Source organism: Epilithonimonas zeae, from assembly GCF_900141765.1.
GTDB classification, from domain to species: Bacteria; Bacteroidota; Bacteroidia; order Flavobacteriales; family Weeksellaceae; genus Epilithonimonas; species Epilithonimonas zeae.
The window spans coordinates 70,026-82,222 of sequence record NZ_FSRK01000001.1; the positions used below are offsets into that span (position 1 = coordinate 70,026).

General features: G+C 32.9%; 16 protein-coding genes. 6 read left to right on the top strand and 10 right to left on the bottom strand.

Annotated elements, in window-relative coordinates:
* Window positions 1-67 precede the first annotated feature (67 nt).
* From BUR19_RS00300 to BUR19_RS00340, 9 genes are all read right to left on the bottom strand, one after another.
* A complete protein-coding gene (locus BUR19_RS00300) occupies window positions 68-325 on the bottom strand; it encodes a GlsB/YeaQ/YmgE family stress response membrane protein (RefSeq protein ID WP_074232945.1) in 258 nt (85 codons plus the stop codon).
* 37 nt (window positions 326-362) lie between these two features.
* Window positions 363-1,316, bottom strand: a complete 954-nt coding sequence (gene ftsY, locus BUR19_RS00305) for a signal recognition particle-docking protein FtsY (RefSeq protein ID WP_074232946.1) — start codon at window positions 1,314-1,316, stop codon at window positions 363-365.
* Window positions 1,317-1,423: 107 nt separating this feature from the next.
* Entirely contained in the window at window positions 1,424-1,579 is a 156-nt protein-coding gene (locus tag BUR19_RS00310) for a DUF4295 family protein (protein ID WP_074232947.1), read from the bottom strand.
* A gap of 19 nt (window positions 1,580-1,598) precedes the next feature.
* Window positions 1,599-1,781 (bottom strand): 50S ribosomal protein L33, encoded by a 183-nt coding sequence (gene rpmG, locus BUR19_RS00315; RefSeq protein ID WP_027384735.1) that lies wholly within the window; start codon window positions 1,779-1,781, stop codon window positions 1,599-1,601.
* Entirely contained in the window at window positions 1,781-2,029 is a 249-nt protein-coding gene (rpmB, locus tag BUR19_RS00320; RefSeq protein ID WP_074232948.1) for a 50S ribosomal protein L28, read from the bottom strand. Before rpmB ends, rpmG begins: the two co-directional genes overlap by 1 nt.
* A 154-nt stretch (window positions 2,030-2,183) precedes the next feature.
* Window positions 2,184-2,534 carry an arsenate reductase family protein gene (locus BUR19_RS00325; protein ID WP_074232949.1) on the bottom strand — a complete coding sequence of 117 codons (351 nt, stop codon included), beginning with the start codon at window positions 2,532-2,534 and terminating at the stop codon, window positions 2,184-2,186.
* A gap of 69 nt (window positions 2,535-2,603) precedes the next feature.
* A complete protein-coding gene (locus tag BUR19_RS00330; RefSeq protein ID WP_074232950.1) occupies window positions 2,604-3,218 on the bottom strand; it encodes a deoxynucleoside kinase in 615 nt (204 codons plus the stop codon).
* Between the two features lie 83 nt (window positions 3,219-3,301).
* Entirely contained in the window at window positions 3,302-4,066 is a 765-nt protein-coding gene (locus BUR19_RS00335; RefSeq protein WP_074232951.1) for a hypothetical protein, read from the bottom strand.
* 16 nt (window positions 4,067-4,082) lie between these two features.
* On the bottom strand, window positions 4,083-4,640 hold the full coding sequence (locus tag BUR19_RS00340; RefSeq protein WP_074232952.1) for a DUF6759 domain-containing protein: 558 nt from the start codon (window positions 4,638-4,640) through the stop codon (window positions 4,083-4,085).
* Window positions 4,641-4,880: 240 nt separating this feature from the next.
* Here BUR19_RS00340 and tsf point away from each other — a divergent pair, with 240 nt between their 5' ends.
* The 5 genes from tsf to BUR19_RS00365 all read left to right on the top strand — a co-directional run bounded on the left by tsf (window position 4,881) and on the right by BUR19_RS00365 (window position 10,418).
* A complete protein-coding gene (gene tsf, locus BUR19_RS00345) occupies window positions 4,881-5,708 on the top strand; it encodes a translation elongation factor Ts (protein WP_074232953.1) in 828 nt (275 codons plus the stop codon).
* Window positions 5,709-5,869: 161 nt separating this feature from the next.
* Window positions 5,870-8,215: a choice-of-anchor L domain-containing protein gene (locus BUR19_RS00350; protein WP_074232954.1), complete on the top strand. Its 2,346-nt coding sequence runs from the start codon at window positions 5,870-5,872 to the stop codon at window positions 8,213-8,215.
* A gap of 149 nt (window positions 8,216-8,364) precedes the next feature.
* Window positions 8,365-9,168: a hypothetical protein gene (locus BUR19_RS00355; protein ID WP_074232955.1), complete on the top strand. Its 804-nt coding sequence runs from the start codon at window positions 8,365-8,367 to the stop codon at window positions 9,166-9,168.
* A 103-nt stretch (window positions 9,169-9,271) separates the two neighbouring features.
* Window positions 9,272-9,952 carry a tRNA (guanosine(46)-N7)-methyltransferase TrmB gene (gene trmB / locus BUR19_RS00360; RefSeq protein ID WP_074232956.1) on the top strand — a complete coding sequence of 227 codons (681 nt, stop codon included), beginning with the start codon at window positions 9,272-9,274 and terminating at the stop codon, window positions 9,950-9,952.
* Window positions 9,945-10,418 (top strand): DUF6759 domain-containing protein, encoded by a 474-nt coding sequence (locus BUR19_RS00365; protein WP_074232957.1) that lies wholly within the window; start codon window positions 9,945-9,947, stop codon window positions 10,416-10,418. Before trmB ends, BUR19_RS00365 begins: the two co-directional genes overlap by 8 nt.
* Window positions 10,419-10,472: 54 nt before the next feature.
* Here BUR19_RS00365 and BUR19_RS00370 read toward each other — a convergent pair whose 3' ends face one another.
* Complete coding sequence (locus BUR19_RS00370; protein WP_074232958.1) at window positions 10,473-11,495, bottom strand: glutaminyl-peptide cyclotransferase; 1,023 nt, start codon at window positions 11,493-11,495, stop codon at window positions 10,473-10,475.
* A 173-nt stretch (window positions 11,496-11,668) separates the two neighbouring features.
* On the opposite strand from BUR19_RS00370, the gene BUR19_RS00375 reads away from it, so the two are divergent.
* The gene (locus tag BUR19_RS00375; RefSeq protein WP_074232959.1) at window positions 11,669-12,163 is read left to right on the top strand and encodes a dihydrofolate reductase; all 495 of its coding nucleotides are present in this window, start codon (window positions 11,669-11,671) and stop codon (window positions 12,161-12,163) included.
* Window positions 12,164-12,197 lie beyond the last annotated feature (34 nt).

Sequence of the window (12,197 nt, forward strand, 5' to 3'; positions counted from 1 at the left end):
AAAAGCATCAAAATTATTGATGCTTAATTTTATTTTCGTTATTGATGATAATAATATATCAATATCACTATTTCTTGGTAACCATTCTATATAAAAATAGTAAAAGAACAGATCCTCCAATGGCTAATAGCCAACTTTTAGGACTCCAGAAAGAATCTACATCTCCCCAGCCTAGAACATAAGTTCCAATAGCTCCACCTAGGAATGAACCTATAATCCCAATAATAATTGTTACAACCCATCCACCAGGATCATTTCCTGGATGAATAGCTTTTGCGATTGCTCCGGCAATAAGACCGAAAATAATCCAAGTTAAAATACCCATAGTTTTGATTTTTTAATGTTAATATAAATGTGATTTGTTATCTTTTCTTGAAGAACGAATTTACAAATTCCATACCATTAAAAATCTGAAGATCCTGGATTTTTTCCCCCACGCCAATATATTTCACTGGAATCTGAAACTGATCTGATATACCTATTACAACGCCACCTTTAGCGGTTCCATCTAGTTTAGTTACCGCCAAAGCAGTCACTTCTGTAGCTGCAGTAAACTGTTTTGCCTGCTCAAAAGCATTCTGACCTGTAGAACCATCTAAAACCAATAAAACTTCGTGAGGTGCATCAGGAAGTACCTTTTGCATCACACGCTTAATTTTAGAAAGCTCATTCATTAGATTGATTTTATTATGTAATCTTCCTGCAGTATCTATTATTACAACATCTGCATTTTGAGCAACTGCGGATTGAACGGTATCAAAAGCAACAGAAGCAGGATCAGATCCCATTTCCTGTTTTACAATCGGAACGCCAACTCTCTCACTCCAGATTACCAGTTGGTCAACTGCGGCAGCACGGAAAGTATCGGCAGCGCCAAGAACTACTTTCAATCCTTGAGATTTGAATTGATGAGCCAATTTTCCGATAGTTGTAGTTTTTCCAACACCATTCACGCCAACAACCATAATAACATAAGGTTTCTTACTTGTGTCGATATTGTCTGTATCCAAATGAGGATTGTCTAAAAGAAGACCTGTGATTTCTTCACGAAGAATATTGTCTAATTCGCTTACGTTGACGTATTTGTCTCTTGCAACGCGTTCTTCTATTCTTTTGATAATTTTGATTGTAGTTTCTGCACCAACATCAGATGCGATAAGTACTTCTTCCAAATCATCCAGAACTTCATCATCTACTGTGTTTTTTCCAACTACAGCTCTGGAAATTTTATCGAAAAAACCTTGGCTGGATTTTTCCAAACCTTTGTCAAGAGTTTCTTTATCTTCTTTTTTGAATATTTTTTTAAACCAACTCATTTGATATATAAATGATTAATGATAATCTTTAACTGATTATCGAAAACAAAGATAACAAAAAAACTACCCTAAAAAGAGTAGTTTCTATATTGTATTCGTGTGAGAGATTATTTTTTCAAAAATCCTTCAACTTCGTCAGCGTTCATTACTTTTTCTTCAAAAACGTAAGCATCTGATTTAGAAGACTTAACCATTTTGATTACTTTTGTCATTTTTTTTGAACCAGCTCCACCTTGAAGTGTTGCTACTACTTTCTTTGCCATTGTAAAATATTTTTATAAATTACTTAATTTCTTTGTGAACAGTATATTTCTTAAGAACCGGATTGAATTTTTTAAGCTCCAATCTTTCTGTAGTGTTCTTTTTATTTTTTGTAGTAATGTATCTTGACATTCCCGCTACACCGCTTTCCTTATGCTCAGTACATTCTAGAATTACCTGAACTCTGTTACCTTTTTTAGCCATTACTTAGTCGTGTTTTTAATGTATCCGTTTCTAGCTGCTCTTTCGATAGCTTCTTCAATACCAATCTTGTTGATGATTCTCAATCCGTGAGCAGAAACCTTAAGGGTTACTGACTTTTCTTGCTCAGGAAGGAAAAATTTCTTCTCTAGCAAGTTAATTTCAAAACGTCTTTTCGTTTTGTTATTAGCGTGGGAAACATTGTTTCCTACCATTGCACGCTTACCTGTTATTTGGCAAATTCTTGACATATCTCGATGTTCTTTTGACTAATGAATATTTGAGAGTGCAAAATAAAGGATTATTTTTCAGTTAGGCAAATTATTTCAAAAATAATTCTTAAAAATTAATATTGTATTTGAAACGCCAAAGCAATAAGCTAATTATTTGATTTTGAGATGGCTATTAATTTTCAATGAAAAATTTGACATTCTCCAAAGGGTTTCCCGACATTGCAATTTTTCCTTTGATAAGGATAGGACATTGTATTAATTCGGGATTGAGAGCGATGACTTCAAGGGCTTGTTCATCATTCACAGTTTCTGATTCAGAGAAATATTTTTTGAATAATTCTGTAGAATGTCTTAGGATTCTGCTCGGTTGTTTGTTGAGTTTTTTGAATAATGTTCTGAGCTCAAACAAACTAAGCGGATCTTTCTTAATATCAATAATCTGAAATTTGATATCATTCTCGTCCAGATACTCCAGAATAGCTTTGGATTTTGGACAGCTGTTGTTATGAATTACTTTTATCATGATGCTTTAAAGTTAAATTTTGGCTAACGTAATTTTCGGATTGCAAAAATTATTTCACCAAAAAATAATTTAAAACAAACCGTTCAGTTCTGCATCTATTCTTTCCAGAATGTACCCAAAATCTTCAGGTCTTTCTACGAAATCTAGGTTGTCCACATCTATAACAAGAAGTTTGCCTTCTTTGTAATTTTCTATCCAGCTTTGGTATTTGTTATTCAGTTTTGATAGGTAATCTATACTGATGCCAGCTTCGTATTCTCTTCCTCTTTTGGAGATCTGTCGCACTAAAGTAGGGACATCTGCTCTAAGATAAATTAGCAAATCCGGTGCCGAAACAAAGTCTTTCATCAATGTAAAAACTGATAAATAATTGTTAAAATCACGCTCGGAAAGTAAGTTCATTTCAGCTAAGTTTTCAGCAAAAATATGCGCGTCCTCATAGATGGTTCTGTCTTGGATGACATTTTTCCCACTTTCACGGATTTCCTTCACTTGACGGAATCTGCTTCCTAGAAAATAAATCTGTAATGCAAAACTCCATTTGGACATATCGCCATAAAAATCATCCAAATAAGGATTGTGATCTACATCTTCAAATTGCGCTTCCCAATTGTAATGTTTTGACAACATCGTGGTTAGAGTTGTTTTTCCGGCGCCAATATTTCCTGTAACAGCGATATGCATTTTCGTAATAATTGATAAGTTATGGTTGATAAATGATAGTGTTGAAAGCTGAAACTTCGAAATCAATTATGATTTATCAATTATCATTTATTTTGTCTGTAAAGATAAAGTTTGTCCTTTATGAGTGCCAAAAATCCGGCATTATTTTTATCCACAATTTTTGCATTGGGATTCTGGAAAATTTCGATCAGATTTTTGCCGTCGAATTTTTTGACACTTTGGTTTTCAAATATCAAAATATCATCGTTGTTCCTTCGGAGTTTTCTAGCATTTATAATAGTTGCAGAATAGAGCAGAGTAGCTCTGGTGTTATAAACTTCTAAAATATTTTCTTTAAGAATATATATCTTATTATTATAGACTATAAAATCCTGCAGAGACTGAAGATTAATATTGAATGGAAATGAATTGATTACAGAATTGCTTCGGAAATTGTATTGAAAAAGTGTTTTGTTGCTATCATCTATCAGCCACGCAAATTGTAAATCTTCTGCATAAACGGCTTTTATAAAACCGAAAGTTGAACTTAGATTAATTTTCTGAATTTCATTCAGATTTTGATCGAGGAATTTTATTTCCTGGGCATTTTCTGAAAACATGACAATATTAAGAGGATTGGTGACACTCTGGATTTTGTACGGAAAAGTCATTAACAACTTTCCCAGTTGTGTTCCCACAGAATCATATTTGGTAAGACTGAAATCTTTCTTCTTATATATATAGATGTTGCCGTAGTCATCTCCTAAAACTTCTTGAATATCTCTCAATTGTAAAGAATCGAATCCAATTTTTTTCTGAGAAAAAGTTAGAATCGAAGTTAATATTAATATGAAAGATAATAATCTCAATAGAATGTTTTAAGGCTTAGTTTCCTTTTAATGTAATAATCACATCTTTTGTAAACGCTTTGTTCTGATTGTAAGTAGCATCACAAATCATAGTTGAAACGTTATAGCTTCCTTTATCTACCAAAATATAATTTTGTCCATTTGCGGGAACTGAAAGGTTGTAGAATTTTTTACCACTGATTTTGATGACAAGAACACATTTGGATTTATTGACAAACTGTACAATCACTTCTTTTTTGTTCGGGTCGTTATTGAAAAGACTTGTCAGAACTGCAGCGGTATTTTTTGCTTGTTCAGAAGGTTGTCCTTTTGCAGCTGTAGTTCCAACTTTGGATGTTTTCTCGATTTTATTTTCAGTCATTGCCGTTACCGTTGGTTTAGCTACTGCGGAACTTCCTCCATATTTTAAGGATAAGGCTCTTTGTTTTAATTCTGGAACGGCAGGGTGCTTAGGATTGTTACGGATGAAATTTTCTACAACGGCTCTGTCTGTGGTTGATTTGGCTTCGAAGACGCTTTGTGAGAAAACGGAAAGAGAAACTAAAAAAAACAAAAGTAAAAATATCTTCTTCATTATAAATAGGATTCTGATTTTAATTGAAACGTAAAAATAAATTAAATCTTGTGAAATAGTATGAAAATTAGATTAAAAATTAATTAGATTTTTTACCGAATTTGAAAAAATCGTCGCAATGTTCTAATTTTATTAAGATTGTTTTTTGGTGCTAAATATTTTTATAAAAATCACTATATTTGCACGCTGAAAAACATTAAGGAGGTAAAATAAAATTAAAATAAAAAAATAATCAATATTATGTCTTACACACCAGTAGCTGCAGACGTAGCAAAACTAAGAAACACGACAGGTGCAGGAATGATGGACTGCAAAAAAGCTTTAGTAGAAGCTGAGGGAGATTTCGAAAAAGCAATCGACATCCTTAGAAAAAAAGGACAAAAAGTTGCTGCTAACAGAGCGGACAGAGATTCTTCTGAAGGTGCAGTTATCGCAAGAGTAAATGAGGATAACACTTTAGGTGTTGTTATTTCTTTGAACTGTGAAACTGATTTCGTTGCTAAAAACGAAGCGTTCATCGAGTTGGCTTATGAATTAGCTGAAATGGCAATTTTTGCTGCTACTAAAGAAGAATTATTAGCGACAGATTTCCACGGAATGACTGTTGCTGATAAATTAATCGAGCAAACAGGTGTTATCGGTGAGAAAATCGAGATCGGAGCATTTGAAAGAATCGAAGGACCTTTCTTGGGCGCTTATATCCACGCTGGAAATAAAATTGCTGCAATCACTTCTCTTTCTGCTAAGGCTGAAGGTGCTGACGAAGCTGCAAAAGCTGTTTCTATGCAAGTTGCTGCAATGAACCCAATCGCTCTTGACGAAAATGCGGTTTCTCAGGAGACTATCGATAAAGAATTGGAAATCGAAAGACATAAACTAACAGAAGAAGGTAAGCCTGCAAACATTATCGATAATATCTTGAAAGGTAAAATGCAGAGATTCTACAAAGATAATACTTTGGTACACCAAGATTTCATCAAAGATTCTAGCATGTCAGTTGCTGATTATGTAAAATCTGTGAATGCAGATCTTAAAGTAACAGGTTTTGTAAGAGTTGCTCTTGCTTAATCTTAAAGCTTAAAAATATTAAATCCTGCTATATTTTGTAGCAGGATTTTTTGTTATAAAATTTAGAAGTAAATTTGCAATCCATATTATTTTAGATGAAGCGGTTAGATTGTTCATATTATCTTGTTTTTATTGCTATGCTAAGCTTTGGTAGTAATCTTATGCAAGCACAATTTATAAATGTAGATGTTACGACATATACACCTCAGCAATTGGTGGAAGAATTTTTGGGTGCAAAGGTATCGACTTGTATCTCGGTTTCAAATGTCACCGTTAAAGGTGGGAATATTACATCGGGAGGTGCTAGCTACGGTTATTTTGATAAAGGAACAAGCAATTTTGATATCGATAAAGGTATTATTTTATCTACAGGTAATGTTTTGAAAGCACCTGGTCCAAATGATGCTTTGCAAAGCGAGATTGGAAGTGGCTGGGGAGGAGATACGGATTTATATGACCTGTTGGGGGTTCTTAATACCAATGCAACTTATCTGGAGTTTGATTTTATTTCTTCTATCAGTGACAAAGTCAGCTTCGAGTATATGTTTCTTTCAGAAGAATATGATAAATTTAAATCTGTAACTGGTTGTGGGTATTCTGATATATTTGCATTTCTTATAAAGCCAGTTGGCAGTGCTGGTCCTTATACAAATATTGCCTTAGTTCCAGGTACTAATCAGCCGGTATCTGTTGTTAATATAAGAGGAGGCGGAGGTAATTGTCCAAGTAAGAATGAGGATTACTTTGGAAGCTTTAATCCGCAAACTTCTACTTCTCTTTCTCCAACTAATTTTAACGGACAAACCAAAATTTTAATAGCAACAGCTGATGTGGAAATTGGAAAAAAATATCATATTAAATTAGTAATTGGTGATGAAAGCAACCCGACTCACGATTCTGCTGTCTTTTTAAAAGCGGGGAGTTTTGTTGGTATTAAGGATCTTGGCTCAGATTTAAGTTTAGAGGCAGGAACAGCTCTTTGTGCAACGGGAACCCACGAAATCGATGCAACACCGTCTCCAGTGCAAGGTGTTGCAACAAATTACAAATGGTATAGAAATGGAGTCTTGGTAGCAAACGGAATGATTCCTAAATTTTTGGTTGATAATACTAATTATGGTTATTATGAGGTAGAAATAGACCTTGATACAAATTGTAAACTTAAGGGGCATATTAATATTGAGCCACAAATTCTACCAATTATTGGAGCTACAAATTTCAACAATATCTGCGATGAAGATCTTGATGGAAATGCAGATGTAATTCTTAACACATATACTTCGCAAGTTGTTTCCAATCTTTCGCAGGATTATGGATTTGATATTAAATATTTTGAATATCCTCCGGCTAATATTAATAATCCAACTGAAGCAGCTATTACTAATGTAAAATTTAACTCAGCATCAAAAGATGTTTATATGTGGTTAAAACCAGGAAGTTGCAATCCTACATTGACTAAAATAACTTTAACAAAAAATACATTAAGCTCGTTTGATAATAGTGTAAGTTTGAAGCCGTTTGATATTTGTGACGAAAAATTAGAAGGAAAGAAAGAAGTGGATATATCAAGTCCCAATTTTATTAATTCTTTGATACCTACAGGTTTTGATGGCAGACTGGATTTCTACAAATCTAGAACAGGAGCTAATAATAAAGATTCAAAAGAATATTTGTCCAATACAACTATCACTTTGGATGATAAAAATAAAACTCCATCTTTTTTTGTTCGTTTTCATCAACTAGGGTTTTGTGATAATGTTGCAGAAATTAAATTCAATTTTAAACAACCAAAAAAATCAACAGCTATTCAAGATACTGTAATTTGTAAAAACTCACTTATAAATCTGGATGCAGATCCAGCTATGGATATGGGTTTCAGTTCCTATAAATGGTACAAAGCATCCGATCCATCAATAATGATTAGCGATCAACATAAATCAGGAAATCTACCCGCAGGCGATTATATTGTGGAACTTGGGTTTAATAACTGTATTTATAAACAGTCTGTCAAAATATCAGAACCTCAGGATTTAATCATTAATAATGTTTTAATTGAAGGTAATAAAATAACGATTCAGGTTTCTAATGGTATTCCTTCTTATCAATATTTTTTAGATGGAAATAGACAGTCTTCGAATGTTGTTGAAAATGTTTCCAAAGGACCACATACAGTTGAGGTTAGGGATAAATGTGGTTCTGTGTTACAAACTTTTTATATCATTAATGAAAAAAATTTAATTACACCTAATGATGACGGTTACAACGATGTTATAGATTACTCTGATTTGATGACCAAAATAGAACCTCGACTAGAAGTTTATGATAGAAATGGAGTTTTGGTATTTAAAGGATCATCTGAAAATCAATATAAATGGGATGGTAAATTCAAAGGTAGGCCCTTACCAACCGCATCTTATTGGTATATATTGCAATGGAACGAATCTGGAAACCCTAACAGAGTGCAAAAAACCGGCTGGATCCTCCTGAAAAACAGAAACTCAGATTAAAAAATATCATTGTTTTAACACTTCTTTTCTAAAAAAGATTGTTATTCTAATTACTTAACAAAAAGCCGATAAAGTTTAATAAAATTTTAACCTTATCGGCTTTTTTTTATAGCAATACTCCACTTATTCTCTATAAATTTGCCAATTATATGAAGAAGATATTTACAATTGCGCTATTGTTCTGTATTACTGTGGTTTACGGACAAGATTTTGAAGGTGAAATTTTTATTAGAGATAAGTCCAGCCTTTATCTTAATCAAGTCTATGTAACCAATATCAATGCGCACAAAAGTGTTTTGGCGAATTATAATGGTGAGTTCAAAATTGCAGTTAAAGAAGGCGAGGTTCTGAGATTTACATCCATTGCTACAGAAAGAAAAGATATAGAGGTTACAAAGGAAATGCTGTCAAGGAAAAAGAATTTCATAGAACTTCAGATTGCGTATTATGAAATTCAGGAAGTTATTCTTAGTTCTTTCAAACCGACAGGTAACCTTAGAAGAGATGTTGCGATGCTGAAAGGTTCTGAAAAAGTATTTGAACTTAAGAAAATGATTGGTTTACCAGAGCCAAAAGGCGACGGAACTTCTCCTGAGATTCCGGTTTTATCTTTCAATCAAGGGCTTAGTTTTAGTATCGATAGTATTTTTGATTTGATTTCCGGAGAGAAGAAGAAAAAAGAGCGCTATTATCAATATGAAAAAATGAGTCAGGGAATCAAAAGTCTTCAGGATTATTTTGGTGATGACTATTTTACAAAACTTAAAATTCCAAAAGAATTGATCCCGAATTTCCTTCAGTTTATCTACAGCTCAGACAATATTTCTATATTTCTAGAATCAAATAATTACGAGGCTACCAAAGTTTATATAGAAAAATATCTTCCTATTTATTTAAGAAGATTACAAAACTCTCATTTGATGCAGGTTACAGAAGATTTGAAAAAAGAATGATTTTATTTTTATAAAAAAGCTTAATATTATTAATTATTTATTGGAATTAGATAAAAATGTTTATTTTTATCACGTTTTTAGAAGCTTACAGAAAATTTAGAAAATGGGGAAAAACAAAGCAGCGAGGTTTAGAGAAAATACAATATTACCAAATGTCATTCAGCCAACAAGAGAACAGGCGATTAATGACTTTCAGTACAAAGGAAAATGGAATGAATTTTTTGGTAACGATAAACCGATAGTTTTGGAGTTAGGATGTGGAAAAGGAGAGTATTCTGTAGGACTTGCAAAAGCGTTTCCGGATAAAAATTTTATTGGGATTGATATAAAAGGAGCAAGGTTTTGGTTTGGTGCTAAGGAAGCAATACGTGACAATCTGAAAAATGTCGCATTTCTCAGAACTCAGATAGAATTGATAGAAAATCTATTTGCTGAGAATGAAGTTTCTGAGATTTGGATTACTTTTCCAGATCCACAAATAAAATACAGAAGAACAAAGCACAGGTTGACCAATCCAGAGTTTTTGGAAAAATACAAACATATTCTTAAGAAAGACGGAATTATTCATCTGAAAACGGATTCAGAATATTTACACGGTTATACTTTAGGATTGTTGCAAGGTCTGGGACATCATATTCTTACGGCGCATCACGATATTTATGGCGCTGCAGAATATCAACCGGACACACCATTATTAAAAGATATTAGAACTTATTATGAAGATTTATTTTCATCTAAAGGCAAAACAATTACTTACATCAAATTCAGACTAAAGGATGAATAAATTATTTTTACTATTTATAGGTAGTTGTTTTTTTACCAGTTGTGCTACTGGTAATACAATGGTTTCACCAGTTTTTGTAGGGAAAAATACTAATGTTATTTTAGAAACAGATTTATTGAAACAAGCTCCAAAAAAACTTGGCGCTGAAGAAAAAGCAGTTACATTGCTTAACCAGCTATTTAATAGTGATGAATCTAATAAGAGTATGGTTTTGGTTATCAGTAATGAATCAGATTGTGATTTTACAATGGATATTTCTGGCAATAACCATTATAGTCTGCCTGTAGGAGCTAGGAAAAGCGAAAGTATTGTTGTAGAAAGAGGAGAATATGAGATGAAGTCTCAGGTTTGCCAGAGCCAATACAAGGTTTACAAAACGTTTTCTGAAAATACACAATTAAGTATAAAATATACGGTCGTAAATACATCAAATGCCGCAAAAAATACTGTAGCATCATTACAATAAAATAAAAAACGCTTCAAATTTATGAAGCGTTTTTTTATGAGTTTATATTGGAGATTATTTTATAACCACTTCGTATATTCTGCTCCAGTTTTTTCCGGTAATGACCATATTTTCACCTTTGAAAGCAATTCCGTTCAGAACATCATCATTTCCTGTAGTATTTTGTTTTGCAATGTTTGTGAAATCAATAATTCCAATCACTTCACCATTGGCAGGATTAATTTGAAGAACGATAGGTTTTTGCCAAACGTTTGCGTAGATAGAACCATTATGGTATTCTAATTCGTTGAGTTGGTCATAACCTTCAGTGTCACTTGCTACAGCTATTGTTCTTAATATTTTTGAAGGATTTGTCGGATCAAGGAAATAAATTGTTTTTGTTCCGTCTGATAAAATTAAATCTTTCCCGTCATAAGTCAATCCCCAGCCTTCACCGATAGCTTCTGGATAAGCAAATTCACTCAACAACTTTAAAGTACTTTTATCGTAGATAAAACCTTTTTTATTTTGCCAAGTTAGCTGATATACTTTATCTCCTACAATTGTACTTCCTTCAGAGAAAATCTCCTGTGGTTGAGAAACGCTGATGATTGGTTCAGTAGAACCTAGTTTATAAGTCAAGAGTCTGGATTGCCCATTTTGTCCATCAGATTCGTAAACAATATCGCCATCAATCTGGAAACCTTGAACAAAGTTTTTCGCATCATGCGGATATTGATTCACAACTTCATAAGATATTTTTCTGGCTTTAGCTTTAGCAAAAACATTGATGGTTGCATCTTGTTGCAGGACTTCACCACCTTTAGTTTTGATGTTGAAAGTCACATCATTCTCACCCAAAGAGAAAAAATTAGGATCAATTGTCAAGTTGCTGCTTTCTTTATCTCCATAACTTATCGTGATGGCTTCCGCATAATCCAAAACATCCTGAGGCAACTGCAGTTTATCGCCAAAATGATAGCCTTTGTTTTGTTGTCCAATGTTATAGTCATTCAAAGTATTGAGGATTTCTTTGTCTTTGTTGCAACTTGCCAGAACTAATAGGGCAAAAGCTGATGCTATAAAAATTTTTTTCATTAGAATTATTCTTGATTTTTCCGCTTTTGCGGTTTCATTTTTTTATAATCGATTTTACCTTAGTAATTATCGATAATGTTCTATTATTAACATTTTGCCAAAAATACGAAATAATAAAAACTAAAATCTCATAAATTTTTCTTAATTAAACATAATCATGTAGATTTGTAAATATGATTACGATAATTGCTGCTATTGGAAACAAGAATGCTTTGGGAAAGGATAACCAACTGCTTTGGAAGCTTCCAAAAGATTTGAAACATTTCAAAACGCTTACAGAAAATCATCCTGTCGTGATGGGAAGAAAAACGTTCGAAAGTATTGGTAAACCTTTACCGAATCGAACCAATATTGTAGTCAGCAGAAAGGAAAACTGGTTTCAGGAAGGTATCTTGATTGTATCTACACTGAAAGAAGCTTTGAAATTCGCTAAAAAAATCAATGAAGATTTCTTTGTAATTGGTGGTGGCGAAATTTACAAGCAGACAATGGATGTTGCTGATAGATTAGAAATCACGCAAGTGAACGGAGATTTTGAAGCAGATACTTTTTTTCCAAAAATAGATCCAAAAATCTGGCAGAAAACAGACGAAGAATGTCATTCTAAAGATGATAAAAACGACTATGATTTCTGTTTCCAAACATTTGAAAAAATTAATAAAGTTTAAAATTTCTCCTGATTCTTATTTCTTGAATCTGGTT

Excerpts from the sequence above, each read along its gene's own strand:
- BUR19_RS00300 (WP_074232945.1), bottom strand. The coding sequence starts at position 325 with ATGGGTATTTTAACTTGGATTATTTTCGGTCTTATTGCCGGAGCAATC.
- ftsY (WP_074232946.1), bottom strand. The coding sequence starts at position 1,316 with ATGAGTTGGTTTAAAAAAATATTCAAAAAAGAAGATAAAGAAACTCTT.
- BUR19_RS00310 (WP_074232947.1), bottom strand. The coding sequence starts at position 1,579 with ATGGCAAAGAAAGTAGTAGCAACACTTCAAGGTGGAGCTGGTTCAAAA.
- rpmG (WP_027384735.1), bottom strand. The coding sequence starts at position 1,781 with ATGGCTAAAAAAGGTAACAGAGTTCAGGTAATTCTAGAATGTACTGAG.
- rpmB (WP_074232948.1), bottom strand. The coding sequence starts at position 2,029 with ATGTCAAGAATTTGCCAAATAACAGGTAAGCGTGCAATGGTAGGAAAC.
- BUR19_RS00325 (WP_074232949.1), bottom strand. The coding sequence starts at position 2,534 with ATGATAAAAGTAATTCATAACAACAGCTGTCCAAAATCCAAAGCTATT.
- BUR19_RS00330 (WP_074232950.1), bottom strand. The coding sequence starts at position 3,218 with ATGCATATCGCTGTTACAGGAAATATTGGCGCCGGAAAAACAACTCTA.
- BUR19_RS00340 (WP_074232952.1), bottom strand. The coding sequence starts at position 4,640 with ATGAAGAAGATATTTTTACTTTTGTTTTTTTTAGTTTCTCTTTCCGTT.
- tsf (WP_074232953.1), top strand. The coding sequence starts at position 4,881 with ATGTCTTACACACCAGTAGCTGCAGACGTAGCAAAACTAAGAAACACG.
- BUR19_RS00350 (WP_074232954.1), top strand. The coding sequence starts at position 5,870 with ATGCAAGCACAATTTATAAATGTAGATGTTACGACATATACACCTCAG.
- BUR19_RS00355 (WP_074232955.1), top strand. The coding sequence starts at position 8,365 with ATGAAGAAGATATTTACAATTGCGCTATTGTTCTGTATTACTGTGGTT.
- trmB (WP_074232956.1), top strand. The coding sequence starts at position 9,272 with ATGGGGAAAAACAAAGCAGCGAGGTTTAGAGAAAATACAATATTACCA.
- BUR19_RS00365 (WP_074232957.1), top strand. The coding sequence starts at position 9,945 with ATGAATAAATTATTTTTACTATTTATAGGTAGTTGTTTTTTTACCAGT.
- BUR19_RS00370 (WP_074232958.1), bottom strand. The coding sequence starts at position 11,495 with ATGAAAAAAATTTTTATAGCATCAGCTTTTGCCCTATTAGTTCTGGCA.
- BUR19_RS00375 (WP_074232959.1), top strand. The coding sequence starts at position 11,669 with ATGATTACGATAATTGCTGCTATTGGAAACAAGAATGCTTTGGGAAAG.